Annotated in this window: 5 protein-coding genes; 1 reads left to right on the top strand and 4 read right to left on the bottom strand. The window is 41.4% G+C overall.

The genetic code is table 11. The annotated features are described in order from the left end of the window. Positions 1–15: 15 nt before the first annotated feature. The 4 genes from P8625_RS15670 to P8625_RS15655 are packed head-to-tail and all read right to left on the bottom strand — an operon-like array spanning position 16 to position 21,217. Complete coding sequence (locus P8625_RS15670; protein ID WP_279651357.1) at positions 16–966, bottom strand: PorP/SprF family type IX secretion system membrane protein; 951 nt, start codon at positions 964–966, stop codon at positions 16–18. Between the two features lie 22 nt (positions 967–988). Beyond that, positions 989–2,215 (bottom strand): gliding motility-associated C-terminal domain-containing protein, encoded by a 1,227-nt coding sequence (locus P8625_RS15665; protein ID WP_279651356.1) that lies wholly within the window; start codon positions 2,213–2,215, stop codon positions 989–991. Positions 2,216–2,232: 17 nt separating this feature from the next. Then, positions 2,233–9,885, bottom strand: coding sequence for a DUF4347 domain-containing protein (locus P8625_RS15660; protein ID WP_279651355.1), 7,653 nt, complete (start codon positions 9,883–9,885; stop codon positions 2,233–2,235). Between the two features lie 19 nt (positions 9,886–9,904). Continuing rightward, entirely contained in the window at positions 9,905–21,217 is an 11,313-nt protein-coding gene (locus tag P8625_RS15655; RefSeq protein ID WP_279651354.1) for a hypothetical protein, read from the bottom strand. Between the two features lie 705 nt (positions 21,218–21,922). On the opposite strand from P8625_RS15655, the gene P8625_RS15650 reads away from it, so the two are divergent. Continuing rightward, a complete protein-coding gene (locus P8625_RS15650; protein ID WP_279651353.1) occupies positions 21,923–22,681 on the top strand; it encodes a LytR/AlgR family response regulator transcription factor in 759 nt (252 codons plus the stop codon). Positions 22,682–22,880 lie beyond the last annotated feature (199 nt).

The following is a 22,880-nucleotide window of genomic DNA, read 5'->3' as shown; positions in this document are numbered from 1 at the left end:
AGTAAATTATTTTCTTTAGAAAAAGCGAGGAGTTAACAATCGAACAGATCTTTTCGATTCAAAATCATAACGTAAAAATATACCATGAGATCCTCCGTTGTAATTACCAAGATTTGTCGTATCTAAGTCATACGAATATCCTATAAGGAAGTTGTCGTTTACTTGGAATCCTGTGATGGCACTCACCGCCAATCCAAACCTATACGATGCCCCTAATGTAAACTTTTCATTGAATAAAAAGTTGGCAGATATATCGGCTACTATAGGCGCTCCGCTAGTCATTTTTGCTAAGAAAGCAGGTTTAAATTTGAGGTCGTCGTTTATATAAAACACATACCCTCCCATTGCGTAATACGTCATTCTTTCTCTTGCCGTCGAAACGGTAGTATCGTCATAATAATCGGTCGTTAAAAAGTCAGGTACCGATACCCCCGCATACCATAAATCATCATAAAGATATAGGCCCGCCCCTATTACAGCGCCTAATCTATTATTTATATTATATTGGAATGAGGGGTCGGTAGTATCATAAATATCTAATTTTGTATAATCTATATTAATTAGTTTTAAGCCTGCCTTAACTCCAAAAGCTAACGAAATGTATTGGTTTAGTTTTACTTTATAGGAATAGTCTGCTACCAAGTTTGATTCTACTGACGGACCAATAGTTTCATGTATGATATCTAGCCCAATTCCCATATTATCATATCGAGAGCTTAGTGGACCATTTACCGTTAAATTAATAGTTTTCGGAGCACCTTCTAGTCCCGTCCATTGTGCTCGATACTGGCTGGTAATGCTCCACATGTCTCTCGAACCAACATACGCGGGGTTGATAATATTTGTGGCATACATGTATTGTGTGTATTGACTATCTTGTTGCGCTTCGACATGGTTCGTTCCTAAAAATAGAAACAGTAGTATCGGGCAAACAACTATGTGCATGTATTTCGTAATTTTATTCATGTGTGTTGGTATTAGTGTTTGTCTAATCGGTTGATAGGTATAGAAAACCTGCTTTTTTGACCCTTCCAGAACTTGTGCTATCATAGGTTAATACATAAAAATAGGTTCCTGAAGGAAGTAAGGTATCACTTCTTCCTTGCGCATAACCTCTAAAGACATTGCCCTCGGTATCGTAGTCTGATGTTTTAAAGACTAGCGTACCCCAACGATTGTAAATCTCTAGCCTATTATTGGGTAGTTTTTCTATACCTTCTATAAAAAAGTAATCGTTTTTACCATCGCCAATGGTAGAAACTGCATTCCAAACAACCACGTTATCTGGAAGCACAATATCTAAATCGGCTCCTGCAATGGTAAATACCGCTAAACCATTAATTGTTTGTCGTGAGGTTACGGTGCGGTTAGCAACGTCTACCGTACCACCTACATCTCGCCACGCATTTGCATCAAAATCCCAACGCGCCATACGAATACCTTCGGGGTTCGCAACTATCTCAATAGGGGTCGTTTTACTCTCATCCCATGAAAGTGTCACATCTAAGGTTTCATTTTCTTGATTGTTATCTAACAACCAGTATTCATCTTCATTCATAAGAATAATGTTCCCTATCCTAAATTCGGCAGGATATGGATTTTCTGGGTCTTTATAAACATATCGGCTTTTATAAAGAGCCGAAGTAAAAGCTGGGGAACTTATACCTGCATACCTATAAAACATTGCGTCTCCAATGGGAAAAGTAAAATTGCTATTTCCTTCTTTGGTAATAAAGCCATCTACAAAACTAAGATCGCTGGTATTGCTTACAAACCCTCCGTTTTGTATGATGAACAAACCGTCGTTATCAATCGTGTTAACAATCCCTTCGGTAAAATCAACTTCTTGGGTTACTTCTATCGTACCCGATAGGTCTATTGCTTTTTCCAAACCTGAGCTGTTGTTAAATAACAAATTAAAAAAGTAGCTAGGTACGGGGCTTGTTATGAGTTGTTGATTCATTCCTTCCATACGAGTAAGCCCCCCTGCAATATAATCTACCACACCATTGTTGGTAAAATCACTGTAAAAAAAAGACTCTCCATCGTTTATAAATTCAGCCCCTGAATTGTTCGTAAAATCGTCTACAACACTAAACTGAGTAGCTGACTTTACCACGATATTACCCGTATTTACCGTTTGACCATATACCGTGCCCGCTATAAGACATGCTAGGCATAATAAGTTTATGGTTGTATTTTTATAGTTTATCATCTTCAATCGTTTTAGTGTTATTTACCAAAAATCATAGGTTTTAACTTACCATTATAGAAGTACTTACCGTGTCGCATGTAATCTTTTTGACATGCAGCTCCAACGATCTGGAAATTTTGAAAATCAAAGAAGTTGGGTATACTTTCAATAAGGGTATAGTTACTAGTCGTTGAGTAGGTATCGTTTGTTTCTACAAGACTAGACATACCATTGGTGCCTACATCGCTACCATCGGTAATGGTACCATTTGGCAGTACTGCTTGGTTATGACCCGCTTCGAAGGCATCTAAACAACCATCGGCGTCTGAGTCGAGTTCAAGATAATCTGGATTGTTCACACCATCTGTATTTACTGGTGTAAGACCATTAGTCGCCACATAGGCATTGTCCAGACCCTGTGCATTGTAAGTTCCAGAAGGGATTATATAATTTTGTGTGGTTTGTGCCTCAATATTATCAGGAATACCATCGTTGTCGGCGTCGAGGTCGAGGTAGTCTGGGATGCCATCTGCATCAGTATCGGCAGGGACACAAAAGGCTATCGAGTAAAGGTAAAAGTTAGAGGGATTAGCTGTGGTAGAAAACCCAAAGTTAAAGTCATTTAGGAACGTATCAGAATCCCAAGCTATGAAACCCGTATTTTTAGTGGCGCCAGTGTTCTCTACATAGTAGGTATTGGTTGTGGCATCGTAGCCACTAACAAAGCCTGCAACAAGATTGCCAACATAGCTAAAAGTACCAAAGGTGGTGCCCGCATGGAAATTATCCCTCGAGGATCCTGGTACAACTGAGCCATGCTCAGCACGCAATTGTAGCGCGTACGTGGAGCTCACGGTGTAACTAGACGTGTCTCCTAATCGTTCTAAATAAGTTGATACATCTGTGGTTTTTACACCGGTATAGCTGATGGTAACACTTCCGGGGGCTAGCCCAAGAGCCGCACTGATGTCTGCCGTTCCGCTTTGATTGACCGTATTGGGGGCTAAGCCCAGGTCTGCCAATGTCAGTTTAGCAGTGAGGCTACAGTTGTTTTCTATGTCATCCAAAATACCATCATTATCATCGTCTATATCACAGATGTCCGTTACATTATCGCCATCGGTATCGGTATTAAATGAGATACTGGCATCGCAGGCGTCGTCACTGGCATCGCGGTAGTCGAAATCTACACTATTTGGTATTGCATTGCCACCATTGGCATTGGTATCGTTGTCGCTGTCTATTAAGGTGAATACAGTACCATCGTGTGCTAAGCCATTAACATCAGTATACAATTGGTCTGTTCCACCCGTTTCGGCAGTATCAAATAAACCATTGGCACCTTCTGTACCCGTAGGTGCTGGAGCCAAACCTTCATTGATATCCAAGACTCCATCCTCGTCACTGTCGGTATCTAAAAAGTCGGGTTGGTCTCCTAATCCATCTGTATTTACTGGTGTAAGACCATTAGTCGCCACATAGGCATTGTCTAGACCCTGTGCATTGTAAGTTCCAGAAGGGACTATATAATTTTGTGTGGTCTGTGCCTCAATGTTATCAGGAATACCGTCGTTGTCGGAGTCGAGGTCTAAACTATTGAGCACATTGTCCGCATCGTAATCCTCCCATGATGTACCATTGTTATAACTCGCGTACTTGGCATCATCAATCAGACCGATATAGTTTGATAAACCGTTTCCCTTTGGTGTTCCATTAATAGGACCTCCTATCCCTCCGTTGTCTGAATGGGCTGGTATTACGGTATATGCCGCCGTAACGGCATCCCTTTTACCGTTCACATATACAGCAACCGTACCATTGTCAAAAACAGCAGCTACATGGTACCAGTTGTTGGTAACCAGTCGAGCAGTAGAGGTAACCTCTACCAATCTATCGGCTGCTGGTACACTGGTATCACCAGTTCGGGCACTTACCACAGGCGTATCGTCATCAAGCCACAACATAAAGCCCTGACCCAATGCACCCTCTTCATAAATGACACGTTGCCCTGTAAGGTCGCCCGGCTTGATCCAGGCCGAGAAGAATATATTTGTAGCCGTGATTTCCATAAATCCTCCGTCAACACTGTAGCGAATAGTTGTAGTACCATTTAGATTAAGGGCATTGCTACCCTCAATGGCATCCGTACTATAAGCTGGAGCATTACCAAATGTGGCAACTGCGTTATTACTACCAAGAGCATCGTCGGTAGTGTTTTCAAAAGTCCAGTTCGCTTGTATAGGCTCGCCAAGTACTTCATCTATATCCAATATCCCATCATTATCATCGTCTATATCGCATACATCGGTTACGCCATCGCCATCGGTATCGATATTAAATGAGATACTGGGATCGCAGGCGTCGTTACTGGCATCGCGGTAGTCGAAGTCTACACTATTTGGTATTGCATTGCTACCATTGGCATTGGTATCGTTGTCGCTGTCTATTAAGGTGAATACAGTGCCATCGTGTGCTAAGCCATTAACATCAGTATACAATTGGTCTGTTCCACCCGTTTCGGCAATATCAAATAAACCATTGGTACCTTCTGTTCCTGAAGGGACTGTAGCCAAGCCTTCGTTAATGTCTAAAGTGCCATCTTTGTCACTATCGGTATCTAAAAAGTCGGGTTTGTCTTCTAACCCATCTGTATTTACTGGTGTAAGACCATTAGTCGCCACATAGGCATTGTCTAGACCCTGTGCATTGTAAGTTCCAGAAGGGACTATATAATTTTGTGTGGTCTGTGCCTCAATGTTATCAGGAATACCGTCGTTGTCGGAATCCAGATCGAGGTCGTTGTTGATACCATCGCCATCAGTGTCAACAATATTAGAACTAACATAAATCTCTCCTGTGATAATAGTGGGTCCACTTACTGCTTGATTGATCACAAAATTATTTGTCGAACTCGCATTTAAGGTTACGGGGTTTACGCTGGCTCCATTATACAATTCCATCGGCTCTAAATCACAGGTGCTACAACGCTTACCGAACATTTGCACTGTGCCGTTTGCTTGAACAACAAGACGGAAGTTAGGATTACCAGATGACCCAATAGGGAAACCCCATATGTTAGGAATTCCACCTAGTCCATAGCTTAGACCGTCTAAAAATCTAACATTTCGGGTAGTACCGAATGCTCCAGAAAATTGAAGTTCATTGGGGCCGCCAAATGTATTAAAATTGGGATGATTAAATAATTGTGTGCCATTAATTGTAAAATTAAACGAGTTATCTACTCTAAACACATCGAGCACTATGGGACCATCAGAAAAACCTGGTAAAGAAAAGTTTACAGGATTACCACCGCCGGTTGAAAATGGGGTTAAATGGATTATATAACTCTCATTCACATCCAGTATCCCATCATTATCATCGTCTATATCGCATGCATCGGTTACGCCATCGCCATCGGTATCGATATTAAATGAGATACTGGGATCGCAGGCGTCGTCACTGGCATCGCGGTAGTCGAAATCTACACTATTTGGTATTGCATTGCCACCATTGGCATTGGTATCGTTGTCGCTGTCTATTAAGGTGAATACAGTACCATCGTGTGCTAAGCCATTAACATCAGTATATAATTGGTCTGTTCCACCCGTTTCGGCAGTATCAAATAAACCATTTGCCCCTTCTGTACCCGTAGGTGCTGGAGCCAAACCTTCATTGATATCCAAGACTCCATCCTCGTCACTGTCGGTATCTAAAAAGTCGGGTTGGTCTCCTAATCCATCTGTATTTACTGGTGTAAGACCATTAGTCGCCACATAGGCATTGTCCAGACCCTGTGCATTGTAAGTTCCAGAAGGGACTATATAATTTTGTGTGGTCTGTGCCTCAATGTTATCAGGAATACCGTCGTTGTCGGAGTCTAGGTCTAAGTAGTCGGGATTACCATCTCCATCGGAATCTTTAGGTACACAGATTCCAATAAAATAATTAGCCTGCCCACCACCCGTTGTAGAAACTGCAAAATCAAAATTAAACAAAACATTGTCTGAACGCCATGTTATTAAGCCTGTGTTTTCGTTGGTAACATTGTTATTCTGTACATAATACGTGTTGGTTGCACTGTCATAGTCTTGTGTAAAACCAGCTATAAGGTTTCCTGTATAAGTAAAAGAACCGAATGTGCTTTCCGCATGGAAATTATCTCTTTGTCCTGCAGGTACAATTTCACCATGACTAAAATCCAATTGAAGTGGGTAGCTTGAAGTGATGCTGAAATTGGGTCTGTCTCCTATTTCAACATAAGTAAGATTGGTTGTGCTAACCCCATCATAACTTATAAAAGCAGTGCCTGCAGGCAAGCCTAAGGCAGTACTAATATCTATATCTGTACCACTTTGGTTCGGGGTATGTGTAGTTAATCCTAAATCGGCTAATGATAAGGTGACTAAATTACAATTTGTTTCAACTGTATCTAATATTCCATCGTTATCGTCGTCGAGGTCGCAAGTGTCTGCAACATTATCACCATCCGTATCTGTGTAGTTAAATAGGGTGGCATCACAACATGGTACAATACCTGTATTTGTGGAAGAACCTACTGCTTGTCCTTGCCCACTGCCATTGTCTGCTGTTCCCCCTGTATTCACAATCGTAGGAACGCCGTCTGCATCTACCCCTGTCGTGTTGTTTACCAAGTTATACAATACGGGCTGATTGTGTGTCCCGCTCGTTGCAGCTACATTACCCCCTTGCAAGGTACCGCCAGCCGTTACCAATTGGCTGTTGGTTACATTATCTCCAGCCTCTATGGCATCTGGACAGCCATCGTTGTCCGAGTCTAGGTCCAGGTGGTTTGGTAATCCATCACCATCGGTATCTAAGGCAGCACTTAAATAAATTTTAAAGTTTGAAATCGACGTCGGTGTAGCTCCTTCGTTAGAAAAGGAAAAATTGGAAACAGGTGCATTAGACCTAAAACCAACATTAGGAAAAGTATAAGTGGTACCTGTATCGTTCCTGAGTCCATAATCAAAGTATTCCACCCCTGCCGGTAAAGAAGCTGCCCCTTCAAAACGTGTGTAAGACACACCATCATTACTGAAGAGTTGTTCAACGTTTCCAGCACCTATAGTACCATCCATAATTAATGTAGTGTATACGCCATAACCCGGTAATGTAGTTATTTGGATGTTTGTTACTGGTCGAAGTGACCCGCTCCAATAATTATCTGCTGCTGCAGCATCTCCTGTATGAATTCCAGTTCCCGATACCAGAATGGTGCCTGCCGGTAATCCGAATAAATTACTTATATCTCTATTTGTCACAGTAGCGTTTACTACACCAAGACCCAAACCTAAATTTGCCGGAGTAAGTATAATTACATCGCCATATTCATCCACATCCAAAACCCCGTCGTTGTCATCGTCTAAATCGCATTGATCTACAACGCCATCGCCATCGGTGTCGGGTTTTACGTCGGATGCCAATACGGTTATGGTGTTAGTTTGTTCTGAGACAAGGCCATCGCTTGCTACAGCGTAATAATCTCCCGCGGTTGTAGGCACATAGTCTTGTGCGGTTGCACCACTAATAAGTACCCCATTTAAATACCAGGAATAGATGGACCAAGGACCATCGCTAACACGTAAGGTTGCCCCACAGATATCACTTATTTTTTCTATTATGGGAATATTGCTAAACCCTGCATAATAACTACTAAAACCAAGATATTGAGTTGCACCAAGGCTGGAAACCTGTATGGGGCTATTACTGCTAAATGCGTAATGACTTCCAAGTGTAATAGGACTAACATTGTAGTAAACCCAATCAGATGTTCCAGGAATAGAAATGGGAGAAACCAAACTAACTGGAGTTCCAGAATTTTCGGTGTATTGCACAGTAGCACCAGCATAGGCCAAAACACGAAATTGAGAGGTTGAAGCGCTAAGATTTAAAGTTCCTATTGTTGCGGAAAAGGGAATATTATCAATATAATTGGAAGCAAATCCGTTTAACCTAGGCACGAAAACCAACCCTTGCCTCATAATGTTACCTGACGATATGGCGTGCAGTGCATATATAGGGTTGGTAGTTTCCACGTACATAGCATTATTAACATTGTTATTACCATCTATTTTTACATAATCGCCATCGTTTAAGGTAACCAATGGCGTAGCTGAGCCATTGAGGTAAACCTCAGTATTGTCTGTTGTAGCAATAAGAAAAACATTATCATAATTCACATCCCTAATTACAAAAGCATGGCGTGACCCGAGATAATCAACAGGGACTATTTGGTCTATTCCTATATCAGATGATGTGTTCGTATTGATTTCATTAACCGATGTAATGTTAAAGCCCCCAACTGCCACTGCAATTTTTCCAGTAGATGATATATTTGCACCTATCATGCCCTCGCGGTTGGCGGCAGTATTGTTAGCGGTTTGGATATTATAAATAACACTCTGCCCTGCATTTAATGAAACTGTTATCGTACCCGAGTGCGTAACCCCTGTAATCTCTGTTGCAGGATCAATTCCGGTTATAGTAATATCCGCATTTTCTGTAGCAAAAATGGAGAGCATATTATTTGTATTATTATTTAGGACATAATTAGACGCACTGGCCCACCTAAAATTTGTACCTAAAGCATAGTTACCCTTTGAAGAGAGTGATCCCCCATGATGTATTCCGCTTTGATTGAGAAATCTATATTCGGCATAAAACAAATCCGCAGAGGTCGCTATGAGCCCTACCCCAGTCATGGGGCTACCAAGTGCTGCACTACTTACAGAAACTGGCAAAGACGTGTTGCCATCTCCAAAATCGATGTAAGTAGGACTGCTATTTGAGATGGTAAAAGGACTACCTGTTATGGGATTTCCAGCGCCATCGGTTACCGCAACGGATATATTAGTTAAAGAAGGCGTAGACAGATAAAGATATTGCTTATAGGTTAGAGGCCCATAAACTGGATTTAGGTAATGCACATTATCCAGTTGAAGGTTATATGGATAAGCGATTTGAAGTAGGTTGGTATTGGAGTCATTGGTTTCCAGCACCCAATCTCCATCTTTACCTGTGATGTTTGTGGAGGCCGCAATGCTTAGTCCAAGTTCTTTTTCGAGATAGGCAACTGCTGCTGCTCCTTTTTCGCCTTTAGCGAATTCACAACCGTAGATGTTTACAGTTGTTGGTTGATAGTTGTACGCTTCGACTCCGCTCAGCGCACGGGTTGATAGTTGACGGTGTACAAATTTGGCGATTTCTTCTTTTTTAAGCCATTGGCCGTTGATGAGGAGTTCTCCTGGGCGACCGTGGGTGAAGAGGTGGAAGCTTTGCGTTTCCCATGGTTTTATGCTATTTTGAATTATAGCTTTTCCCTGTACATCCTGATCTATAAAGTAGGCGGTATTGTGGTTGATTGCTGAGCCATTTTTAGCATTGTAACTCAAGCCGCTGCTCAAGGGGTTATCTGCTGGTATAATATCAATAGATTTAAAATTATATTCAGCCTCATCCAATATCCCATCGTTATCGTCGTCTATATCTACGCTATCAGGAACTAGATCTCCATCTGTGTCTCGGGCATGTAAGGTATTTGTACTTGCTAATAAGAATACAGCCAAGATTAAGCTAGGTAGTATTTTTAAAACCGATGTTTTAATATGCTCAGCATTTAGAGCAGCTTTAAAAACAACAGTACATGTATTTTTGAAAATTTGATGTAACATGGTATCCTATTATCTCTTATTAAAACTTATTCTTAATGTAGTTTAAGGTCACATCTCCTATACGGATGATACTCGTGTTTTGAGTAGCTACATCTGTTACTTGAAGTTTGATCACTATAACAAAGGTGTTACCTGCTATTACGTTTGTTAAGCTAGCAGCAGTAGCAACTGTACTTTCAGCAAAGCCTGTTAAACCTGTTCCAGATATAGCCGCATTGTCTTGTAAAGCAGTAGCATTGCCTTCTTGGAACACATCGGCTTCGAAAGAAGCATCTGCGGTGCCCTCGAAATCAATCACGATAGCATCGGTGGTTGTAGACCAAGCTTGAAAATCTTCTGGTAGTGTGATGCGCAGTACTACGTTAAAATCGTTGTTTCCACCATCGGTTAAAAAATTACGAGCTTCGTAGTAGTTCATAAACGATGGGGCGCCAGAATTAGATGCATTCATCGTTAAATTATTATCTGTTCCATCTGCCTGTAATGCTGCTCCTGCATATTCTGCGCTAAACACGAGTTTTTCAGGTACTAATAAACTCACAGCAGTTACAGCACCTGTTTCGTCTGTATAGCTGAGTTCTTGAAAATCATCGGTTGTGTCTGCTGCTGTACCATTGTCGTTGGTCGTTAACCCAAACGTTGTGATGGTTTCATTTACAGGTACCGCTGTACCGTCTTCATTCGTATAGGTTGCAATTGTTCTAGCTGTACCAGCAGTAACTTCTGCATCGGTATTGCCAACTGCTTGTACCGCCGTAGTTATGGTTTCATTAAGGTTTACTGCTGTACCTTCTTCGTTCGTGTAAACACCTATAGTTCTCGCTGTACCAGCGGTAACTTCTGTATCGGTATTACCAGCACCTTGTGTTGCCGTAGTTACGGTTTCGTTAAGGTTTACAGGTGTACCTTCTTCATTCGTGTAAAAACCTATAGTTCGTGCTGTACCCGCAGTAACTTCTGCATCGGTATTACCAGCACCTTGTGTAGCGGTCGTAATCGTTTCATCAATATCTACCGTTGTGCCATCAGCTTCGGTTACTGTAGCAATCAACTTTCCGTCAATCAAATTGGTTATCGCTACTCCATTGGTATTAATCGTTACATCGGTGCCGTCGTTGTTGGTAAAGGTATAGGTACCATCGCCATTATCCGTTAAATCGGCTTTGGCTACTGTTTGGGTAGTGCCGCTTTCGTTGGTGTAGGTTATCGTACCGTTTGCATTGTCTACTAGATTGGTAACCGTCTCATTGATGTTGGTCACTGTATTGTCTTCACTGGTATAGGTACCCACTGTGCGTGCTGTACCTGCAGTAACTTCTGCATCCGTATTACCAGCACCTTGTGTAGCGGTCGTAATCGTTTCATCAATATCTACCGTAGTACCATCAGCTTCGGTTACTGTAGCAATCAACTTTCCGTCAATCACATTGGTTATCGCTACTCCATTGGTATTAATCGTTACATCGGTACCGTCGTTGTTGGTAAAGGTATAGGTACCATCGCCATTATCCGTCAAATCAGCTTTGGCTACTGTTTGTAACGCTCCTGATTCGTTGGTGTAGGTTATCGTACCGTTTGCATTATCAACTAGATTGGTAACCGTCTCATTGATGTTGGTCACTGTATTGTCTTCACTGGTATAGGTACCCACTGTGCGTGCTGTACCTGCAGTAACTTCTGCATCGGTATTACCAGCACCTTGTGTAGTGGTCGTAATCGTTTCATCAATATCTACCGTAGTACCATCAGCTTCGGTTACCCTAGCAATCAACTTTCCGTCAATCACATTGGTTATCGCTACTCCATTGGTATTAATCGTTACATCGGTACCGTCGTTGTTGGTAAAGGTATAGGTACCATCGCCATTATCCGTCAAATCAGCTTTGGCTACTGTTTGTAACGCTCCTGATTCGTTGGTATAGGTTATCGTACCGTTTGCATTATCAACTAGATTGGTAACCGTCTCATTGATGTTGGTCACTGTATTGTCTTCACTGGTATAGGTACCCACTGTGCGTGCTGTACCTGCAGTAACTTCTGCATCCGTATTACCAGCACCTTGTGTAGCGGTCGTAATCGTTTCATCAATATCTACCGTAGTACCATCAGCTTCGGTTACTGTAGCAATCAACTTTCCGTCAATCACATTGGTTATCGCTACTCCATTGGTATTAATCGTTACATCGGTACCGTCGTTGTTGGTAAAGGTATAGGTACCATCGCCATTATCCGTTAAATCAGCTTTGGCTACTGTTTGTAACGCTCCTGATTCGTTGGTATAGGTTATCGTACCGTTTGCATTATCAACTAGATTGGTAACCGTCTCATTGATGTTGGTCACTGTATTGTCTTCACTGGTATAGGTACCCACTGTGCGTGCTGTACCTGCAGTAACTTCTGCATCGGTATTACCAGCACCTTGTGTAGCGGTCGTAATCGTTTCATCAATATCTACCGTAGTACCATCAGCTTCGGTTACTGTAGCAATCAACTTTCCGTCAATCACATTGGTTATCGCTACTCCATTGGTATTAATCGTTACATCGGTGCCGTCGTTGTTGGTAAAGGTATAGGTACCATCGCCATTATCCGTTAAATCGGCTTTGGCTACTGTTTGTAACGCTCCTGATTCGTTGGTATAGGTTATCGTACCGTTTGCATTATCAACTAGATTGGTAACCGTCTCATTGATGTTGGTCACTGTGCCGTTTTCACTAGTATACGTACCTACTGTTCGTGCTGTACCCGCAGTAACTTCTGCATCGGTATTACCAGCACCTTGTGTAGCGGTCGTAATCGTTTCATCAATATCTACCGTAGTACCATCAGCTTCGGTTACTGTAGCAATCAACTTTCCGTCAATCACATTGGTTATCGCTACTCCATTGGTATTAATCGTTACATCGGTACCGTCGTTGTTGGTAAAGGTATAGGTACCATCGCCATTATCCGTTAAATCGGCTTTGGCTACTGTTTGGGTAGTGCCGCTTTCGTTGGTGTAGGTTATCGTACCGTTTGCATTGTCTACTAGATTGGTAACCGTCTCATTGATGTTGGTCACTGTGCCGTTTTCACTAGTATACGTACCTACTGTTCGTGCTGTACCCGCAGTAACTTCTGCATCGGTATTACCAGCACCTTGTGTAGCGGTCGTAATCGTTTCATCAATATCTACCGTAGTACCATCAGCTTCGGTTACTGTAGCAATCAACTTTCCGTCAATCAAATTGGTTATCGCTACTCCATTGGTATTAATCGTTACATCGGTACCGTCGTTGTTGGTAAAGGTATAGGTACCATCGCCATTATCCGTCAAATCAGCTTTGGCTACTGTTTGGGTAGTCCCGCTTTCGTTGGTATAGGTTATCGTACCGTTTGCATTGTCTACTAGATTGGTAACCGTCTCATTGATGTTGGTTACTGTATTGTCTTCACTAATATAGGTACCTACTGTGCGTGCTGTACCTGCAGTAACTTCTGCATCGGTATTACCAGCACCTTGTGTAGCGGTCGTAATCGTTTCATCAATATCTACCGTAGTACCATCAGCTTCGGTTACTGTAGCAATCAACTTTCCGTCAATCAAATTGGTAATCGCTACTCCATTGGTATTAATCGTTACATCGGTACCGTCGTTGTTGGTAAAGGTATAGGTACCATCGCCATTATCCGTCAAATCGGCTTTGGCTACTGTTTGTAACGCTCCTGATTCGTTGGTATAGGTTATCGTACCGTTTGCATTATCAACTAGATTGGTAACCGTCTCATTGATGTTGGTCACTGTATTGTCTTCACTGGTATAGGTACCCACTGTGCGTGCTGTACCTGCAGTAACTTCTGCATCGGTATTACCAGCACCTTGTGTAGCGGTCGTAATCGTTTCATCAATATCTACCGTAGTACCATCAGCTTCGGTTACTGTAGCAATCAACTTTCCGTCAATCACATTGGTTATCGCTACTCCATTGGTATTAATCGTTACATCGGTACCGTCGTTGTTGGTAAAGGTATAGGTACCATCGCCATTATCCGTTAAATCGGCTTTGGCTACTGTTTGGGTAGTGCCACTTTCGTTGGTGTAGGTTATCGTACCGTTTGCATTGTCTACTAGATTGGTAACCGTCTCATTGATGTTGGTCACTGTATTGTCTTCACTGGTATAGGTACCCACTGTGCGTGCTGTACCGGCAGTAACTTCTGCATCGGTATTACCAGCACCTTGTGTAGCGGTCGTAATCGTTTCATCAATATCTACCGTAGTACCATCAGCTTCGGTTACTGTAGCAATCAACTTTCCGTCAATCACATTGGTTATCGCTACTCCATTGGTATTAATCGTTACATCGGTACCGTCGTTGTTGGTAAAGGTATAGGTACCATCGCCATTATCCGTTAAATCGGCTTTGGCTACTGTTTGGGTAGTGCCGCTTTCGTTGGTGTAGGTTATCGTACCGTTTGCATTGTCTACTAGATTGGTAACCGTCTCATTGATGTTGGTTACTGTATTGTCTTCACTGGTATAGGTACCCACTGTGCGTGCTGTACCTGCAGTAACTTCTGCATCGGTATTACCAGCACCTTGTGTAGCGGTCGTGATCGTTTCATCAATATCTACCGTAGTACCATCAGCTTCGGTTACCCTAGCTATCAACTTTCCGTCAATCACATTGGTTATCGCTACTCCATTGGTATTAATCGTTACATCGGTGCCGTCGTTGTTGGTAAAGGTATAGGTACCATCGCCATTATCCGTTAAATCGGCTTTGGCTACTGTTTGGGTAGTGCCGCTTTCGTTGGTGTAGGTTATCGTACCGTTTGCATTGTCTACTAGATTGGTAACCGTCTCATTGATGTTGGTCACTGTATTGTCTTCACTGGTATAGGTACCTACTGTTCGTGCTGTACCCGCAGTAACTTCTGCATCGGTATTACCAGCACCTTGTGTAGCGGTCGTAATCGTTTCATCAATATCTACCGTAGTACCATCAGCTTCGGTTACTGTAGCAATCAACTTTCCGTCAATCACATTGGTTATCGCTACTCCATTGGTATTAATCGTTACATCGGTACCGTCGTTGTTGGTAAAGGTATAGGTACCATCGCCATTATCCGTTAAATCAGCTTTGGCTACTGTTTGTAACGCTCCTGATTCGTTGGTATAGGTTATCGTACCGTTTGCATTATCAACTAGATTGGTAACCGTCTCATTGATGTTGGTCACTGTATTGTCTTCACTGGTATAGGTACCCACTGTGCGTGCTGTACCTGCAGTAACTTCTGCATCGGTATTACCAGCACCTTGTGTAGCGGTCGTAATCGTTTCATCAATATCTACCGTAGTACCATCGGCTTCGGTTACTGTAGCAATCAACTTTCCGTCAATCACATTGGTTATCGCTACTCCATTGGTATTAATCGTTACATCGGTGCCGTCGTTGTTGGTAAAGGTATAGGTACCATCGCCATTATCCGTTAAATCGGCTTTGGCTACTGTTTGTAACGCTCCTGATTCGTTGGTATAGGTTATCGTACCGTTTGCATTATCAACTAGATTGGTAACCGTCTCATTGATGTTGGTCACTGTGCCGTTTTCACTAGTATACGTACCTACTGTTCGTGCTGTACCCGCAGTAACTTCTGCATCGGTATTACCAGCACCTTGTGTAGCGGTCGTAATCGTTTCATCAATATCTACCGTAGTACCATCAGCTTCGGTTACTGTAGCAATCAACTTTCCGTCAATCACATTGGTTATCGCTACTCCATTGGTATTAATCGTTACATCGGTACCGTCGTTGTTGGTAAAGGTATAGGTACCATCGCCATTATCCGTTAAATCGGCTTTGGCTACTGTTTGGGTAGTGCCGCTTTCGTTGGTGTAGGTTATCGTACCGTTTGCATTGTCTACTAGATTGGTAACCGTCTCATTGATGTTGGTCACTGTGCCGTTTTCACTAGTATACGTACCTACTGTTCGTGCTGTACCCGCAGTAACTTCTGCATCGGTATTACCAGCACCTTGTGTAGCGGTCGTAATCGTTTCATCAATATCTACCGTAGTACCATCAGCTTCGGTTACTGTAGCAATCAACTTTCCGTCAATCAAATTGGTTATCGCTACTCCATTGGTATTAATCGTTACATCGGTACCGTCGTTGTTGGTAAAGGTATAGGTACCATCGCCATTATCCGTCAAATCAGCTTTGGCTACTGTTTGGGTAGTCCCGCTTTCGTTGGTATAGGTTATCGTACCGTTTGCATTGTCTACTAGATTGGTAACCGTCTCATTGATGTTGGTTACTGTATTGTCTTCACTAATATAGGTACCTACTGTGCGTGCTGTACCTGCAGTAACTTCTGCATCGGTATTACCAGCACCTTGTGTAGCGGTCGTAATCGTTTCATCAATATCTACCGTAGTACCATCAGCTTCGGTTACTGTAGCAATCAACTTTCCGTCAATCAAATTGGTAATCGCTACTCCATTGGTATTAATCGTTACATCGGTACCGTCGTTGTTGGTAAAGGTATAGGTACCATCGCCATTATCCGTCAAATCGGCTTTGGCTACTGTTTGTAACGCTCCTGATTCGTTGGTATAGGTTATCGTACCGTTTGCATTATCAACTAGATTGGTAACCGTCTCATTGATGTTGGTCACTGTATTGTCTTCACTGGTATAGGTACCCACTGTGCGTGCTGTACCTGCAGTAACTTCTGCATCCGTATTACCAGCACCTTGTGTAGCGGTCGTAATCGTTTCATCAATATCTACCGTAGTACCATCAGCTTCGGTTACTGTAGCAATCAACTTTCCGTCAATCACATTGGTTATCGCTACTCCATTGGTATTAATCGTTACATCGGTACCGTCGTTGTTGGTAAAGGTATAGGTACCATCGCCATTATCCGTTAAATCGGCTTTGGCTACTGTTTGGGTAGTGCCACTTTCGTTGGTGTAGGTTATCGTACCGTTTGCATTGTCTACTAGATTGGTAACCGTCTCATTGATGTTGGTCACTGTATTGTCTTCACTGGTATAGGTACCCACTGTGCGTGCTGTACCGGCAGTAACTTCTGCATCGGTATTACCAGCACCTTGTGTAGCGGTCGTAATCGTTTCATCAATATCTACCGTAGTACCATCAGCTTCGGTTACTGTAGCAATCAACTTTCCGTCAATCACATTGGTTATCGCTACTCCATTGGTATTAATCGTTACATCGGTACCGTCGTTGTTGGTAAAGGTATAGGTACCATCGCCATTATCCGTTAAATCGGCTTTGGCTACTGTTTGGGTAGTGCCGCTTTCGTTGGTGTAGGTTATCGTACCGTTTGCATTGTCTACTAGATTGGTAACCGTCTCATTGATGTTGGTTACTGTATTGTCTTCACTGGTATAGGTACCCACTGTGCGTGCTGTACCTGCAGTAACTTCTGCATCGGTATTACCAGCACCTTGTGTAGCGGTCGTGATCGTTTCATCAATATCTACCGTAGTACCATCAGCTTCGGTTACCCTAGCTATCAACTTTCCGTCAATCACATTGGTTATCGCTACTCCATTGGTATTAATCGTTACATCGGTGCCGTCGTTGTTGGTAAAGGTATAGGTACCATCGCCATTATCCGTTAAATCGGCTTTGGCTACTGTTTGGGTAGTGCCGCTTTCGTTGGTGTAGGTTATCGTACCGTTTGCATTGTCTACTAGATTGGTAACCGTCTCATTGATGTTGGTCACTGTATTGTCTTCACTGGTATAGGTACCTACTGTGCGTGCTGTACCCGCAGTAACTTCTGCATCGGTATTACCAGCACCTTGTGTAGCGGTCGTAATCGTTTCATCTATCTCTTCAAAAGTGCCATCGGCTTGGGTTACTGTAGCAATCAACTTTCCGTCAATCAAATTGGTTATCGCTACTCCATTGGTATTAATCGTTACATCGGTACCGTCGTTGTTGGTAAAGGTATAGGTACCATCGCCATTATCCGTTAAATCAGCTTTGGCTACTGTTTGTAACGCTCCTGACTCGTTGGTATAGGTTATCGTACCGTTTGCATTATCAACTAGATTGGTAACCGTCTCATTGATGTTGGTCACTGTGCCGTTTTCACTAGTATACGTACCTACTGTGCGTGCTGTACCCGCAGTAACTTCTACATCGGTATTACCAGCACCTTGTGTAGCGGTCGTAATCGTTTCATCTATCTCTTCAAAAGTGCCATCGGCTTGGGTTACTGTAGCAATCAACTTTCCGTCAATCAAATTGGTTATCGCTACTCCATTGGTATTAATCGTTACATCGGTACCGTCGTTGTTGGTAAAGGTATAGGTACCATCGCCATTATCCGTCAAATCAGCTTTGGCTACTGTTTGGGTAGTGCCGCTTTCGTTGGTGTAGGTTATCGTACCGTCGGAATTATCAATAAGGTTAGTGACAGTCTCGGCATTGTCGATTAAGGTGTTGATGTCTAAGACCGTATCGATTCCGTCTTCATCTTTATAGGTAATGGTACCTGCGGCTGCATCTTGAGCAATCGTAGTTAAGGTTTCTTGTGCATCAATCACTGCTCCTAAGTTTACTTGTGTAAGAGCGCCGTTCTCATCGGTATAGTCTAGGTTGACACCGTCGGCATTCATCGCCAAGGTAGTTAACGTCTCGGCATTGTCGATTAAAGTGTTGATGTCTAGGACCGTATCGATTCCGTCTTCATCTTTATAGGTGATGGTACCTGCGGCTGCATCTTGAGCGATCGTAGTTAAGGTTTCTTGTGCATCAATCACTGCCCCTAAGTTTACTTGTGTAAGAGCGCCGTTCTCATCGGTATAGTCTAGGTTGACACCGTCGGCATTCATCGCCAAGGTAGTTAACGTCTCGGCATTGTCGATTAAGGTGTTGATGTCTAAGACCGTATCGATTCCGTCTTCATCTTTATAGGTAATGGTACCTGCGGCTGCATCTTGAGCAATCGTAGTTAAGGTTTCTTGTGCATCAATCACTGCTCCTAAGTTTACTTGTGTAAGAGCGCCGTTCTCATCGGTATAGTCTAGGTTGACACCGTCGGCATTCATCGCCAAGGTAGTTAACGTCTCGGCATTGTCGATTAAAGTGTTGATGTCTAAGACTGTATCGATTCCGTCTTCATCTTTATAGGTAATGGTGCCTGCGGCTGCATCTTGAGCGATCGTAGTTAAGGTTTCTTGTGCATCAATCACTGCTCCTAAGTTTACTTGTGTAAGAGCGCCGTTCTCATCGGTATAGTCTAGGTTGACACCGTCGGCATTCATCGCCAAGGTGGTTAACGTCTCGGCATTGTCGATTAAGGTGTTGATGTCTAAGACCGTATCGATTCCGTCTTCATCTTTATAGGTAATGGTACCTGCAGCTGCATCTTGAGCAATCGTAGTTAAGGTTTCTTGTGCATCAATCACTGCTCCTAAGTTTACTTGTGTAAGAGCGCCGTTCTCATCGGTATAGTCTAGGTTGACACCGTCGGCATTCATCGCCAAGGTAGTTAACGTCTCGGCATTGTCGATTAAGGTGTTGATGTCTAAGACCGTATCGATTCCGTCTTCATCTTTATAGGTAATGGTACCTGCGGCTGCATCTTGAGCAATCGTAGTTAAGGTTTCTTGGAGGCGTACTAATGTGCCCACATCTAGTATAGTGTTGCCGCCAACTTCATCAATATAAGAGATTGTTCCTGCCGTATTATCTATTGAGATAGTTGTTAGGGTTTCGTTGGCTGCTACAATATTGTTGATGTTGTTAATCACATCTTGTACGGTAACGTTGGTATCTGCGACACCGTCTCCATCGATATCTATAGTATTGTCGTCTACCAACACATTGTTCGTTACAGCGGTTGTATTGATGGTGGTGGATACTCCGTTTTCATCAGTATAAGTCATGGTACCATCTCCATTGTCAACTAAGGTTGTGAGCGTTTCAGAAGTATTGATAATCGTACCAAGATCTATGACGGTGGGTGTGCCATCTTCATCGGTATAGGTTAATTCTTCAGTGGTAGCATTGTACTCTAAAGTGGTTAGGGTTTCGTTCGCTGCTATAATGTTGTTGATGTTGTTAATCACATCTTGTATTGTAACATTGGTATCGTTAATACCATCGCCATCGATATCTATAGTATTGTCGTCTACCAACACATTGTTCGTTACAGCGGTTGTATTGATGATGGTGGGTACTCCGTTTTCATCAGTATACGTCATGGTACCATCTCCATTGTCAACTAAGGTGGTGAGCGTTTCAGAAGTATTGATAATCGTACCAAGGTCTATGACAGTGGGCGTGCCATCTTCATCGGTATAGGTTAATTCTTCGGTGGTAGCATTGTACTCTAAAGTGGTTAGGGTTTCATTGCCTGTTATAATGTTGTTGATGTTGTTAATCACATCTTGTATTGTAACATTGGTATCGTTAATACCATCGCCATCAATATCTATAGTATTGTCGTCTACCAACACATTGTTCGTTACAGCGGTTGTATTGATGGTGGTGGGTACTCCGTTTTCATCAGTATACGTCATGGTACCATCGCCATTGTCAACTAAGGTGGTGAGCGTTTCAGAAGTATTGATAATCGTACCAAGATCTATGACGGTGGGTGTGCCATCTTCATCGGTATAGGTTAATTCTTCAGTGGTAGCATTGTACTCTAAAGTGGTTAGGGTTTCTTGCACCTTTACTAAGGCAGCTACATCTAATGTATTGGAGTTACCTTCTTCATCTACATAGGTAATCGTTCCTAACGTATTGTCTATCGAGATACTCGTCAACGTTTCATGTGCAGCTATGATAGAGGTAATATCTATAACCGTATCATTTCCTTCTTCATCTGTATAGGTTATGGCACCTGCTGCATCATCTTTTGAAATGCTAGTTAATGTTTGAAAATTAGAAATCAAAGAGGTCAAGTCTATACTAGTATTAAGACCGTTTTCATCTTTGTATGTCAAAACACCTGTGATAGAATCAAATGAAATGTTTGTCAGTGTTTCACTGAGAACTGCATCACTTGCGTTTATAAAGCGTTGCCAAGAAGTACCATCCCAATAGTAAAATCCTGGAGTTATATCTGCAATAGTTGTAGTATTGTAAACCAATAAGCTTACGACATTCCCGCTAGTTATAGTAATCGTATCGACAGAACTTTTTAGGGCTACTCTTGGAATCAACACCCCTCTATTACTTGAAACTATATCTAGTTGTGCTGAATTATCGGGAGCTGGTGTTCCTACACCTACTTGAGCTTCTGTTGTTATTGTAATAAACAACCCAATAATAATTGATAGAATGGTAATTTTTTTCATAATTGACTGTGTTATATCAAAAATGAATTTACTTACTAATTATTTTTTTTAAGAGATAGAATTTACTAAAGGCTAGAATAAATAATCTTTCGGTAATATTTCTTTTTTAACGGTTATTTTACAATTTCTTAAAGTTTCTAATAAAAAAGCTTCTTTCTCTTATAAACTCATGCTTTTAAGTCGCTGAAAATCAAAATGCTTTAAACTACTAGCAACTGATGTATTGTAAATGAGACGTGAATTGGAGTAGTTTTCTATAGAAAGAATTAGGAGTTAACATAGCCAACACATTATAGTAGTATTTTTAATTTTTATATGAAATCCAAATAATTAAAAGAAAAGATTTTTTGCCCTGTATTTCTATACAGGTTATCGTAAGATTCAACAGAACTAAATAAGATAATTTAGCGTGAGTTCGGAATACAAAATCAAATTGAGTTTACTTAAAATCAACACCATTTCATCTTGATAGCGTGAAGTATGAACGATGAGACATCTCAACACTATGAATTACTTGTTTACACGAGATTTAGCTCTGCTAAACTTTATAATTTCTTCTTTCAAATCACAATGCATCAAAGGTAAAATAAATGTCTTATCTTAGTGGGCTCTAAAATAAAAAGCTATATACAAATAAAGGAGTATAGTAATTTATTTAATTTTGTAACTCTTTTTGCTTTGGAGGATTATTAGTTTTATCGTGATATGCAAAAAATAACCGCAGTAATAGTTGATGATCAAATAAAAAGTGTTAACCTTTTAAAACACTTTATCGAATTATATTGTAGTACAATAGAAATTGTTGGCACTGCTTTAGACGTTGAAGATGGTATTGCTATTATCAACGAAAAGCAGCCCAGAGTTATCTTTCTTGACATACTGCTTGGAGATAGAACTTCTTTTGAAATTTTAGAGAAAAAAAATTACGACGAAGTAAAAGTAGTGTTTGTAACTGCCTATCATGAATATGCTATAAAAACATTTCAGTACAATACCGTAGATTACCTTCTTAAACCATTTTCTATTAGTGATTTGAAAAGGGTAGAAAGCAAGTTGAATCAAGATATTATTGAGAATAAAATTACTTTACCAGAGCAAGTTGCTTCAACTGCACATGGGCTAAGAAATTCTCATGATATTAAATTTATTGCCGTTTCAAGTTCAAATAGAATTGATTTCATTAAATTTCATGAATTGATATACTTAAAATCCGAAAGAAGCTACACCACTTTTTACCTTTCTAATAATAGTAATATTATAGCCTCCTTAAACATAGGCTCGTACGAGGAAGTTCTTGAAAGAAATTCCTTTTATAGAATACACAAAAGCTATATTGTTAATTTAAATTATATCAAATCAATTGACAAGGCTGACGGAGCCAAATGTATTATGGATGACGATAGCTCCTTGCCTATTTCTAGAAGAAAACTTAAAGGGCTAATTGATTTATTCAAAAACGACTAAAACTACAGTCTAATAAAAAACTAAGATTAGTTATTTCTTGAACATTAATTATCAAAATAACAGATGATAATATTCTAACGCTCTTACTCATTTTGTATAAAATTTATCATGGTTTAATATGCGTTATTTTTTTCTGAATTATTCCATACGCTTTTATCTTATTGAATTATCAAAAACAACCTTCTACATAAATACTTCT

Source organism: Tenacibaculum tangerinum (genome assembly GCF_029853675.1).
Classification (GTDB): Bacteria; Bacteroidota; Bacteroidia; order Flavobacteriales; family Flavobacteriaceae; genus Polaribacter; species Polaribacter tangerinum_A.
Note: the sequence above shows the minus strand (reverse complement) of the source record. Positions and strands in the feature narration are given on the sequence as shown.

Coding starts and splice junctions, on each gene's coding strand:
- P8625_RS15650 (WP_279651353.1), top strand. CDS start 21,923: ATGCAAAAAATAACCGCAGTAATAGTTGATGATCAAATAAAAAGTGTT.
- P8625_RS15665 (WP_279651356.1), bottom strand. CDS start 2,215: ATGATAAACTATAAAAATACAACCATAAACTTATTATGCCTAGCATGT.
- P8625_RS15670 (WP_279651357.1), bottom strand. CDS start 966: ATGAATAAAATTACGAAATACATGCACATAGTTGTTTGCCCGATACTA.
- P8625_RS15660 (WP_279651355.1), bottom strand. CDS start 9,885: ATGTTACATCAAATTTTCAAAAATACATGTACTGTTGTTTTTAAAGCT.
- P8625_RS15655 (WP_279651354.1), bottom strand. CDS start 21,217: ATGAAAAAAATTACCATTCTATCAATTATTATTGGGTTGTTTATTACA.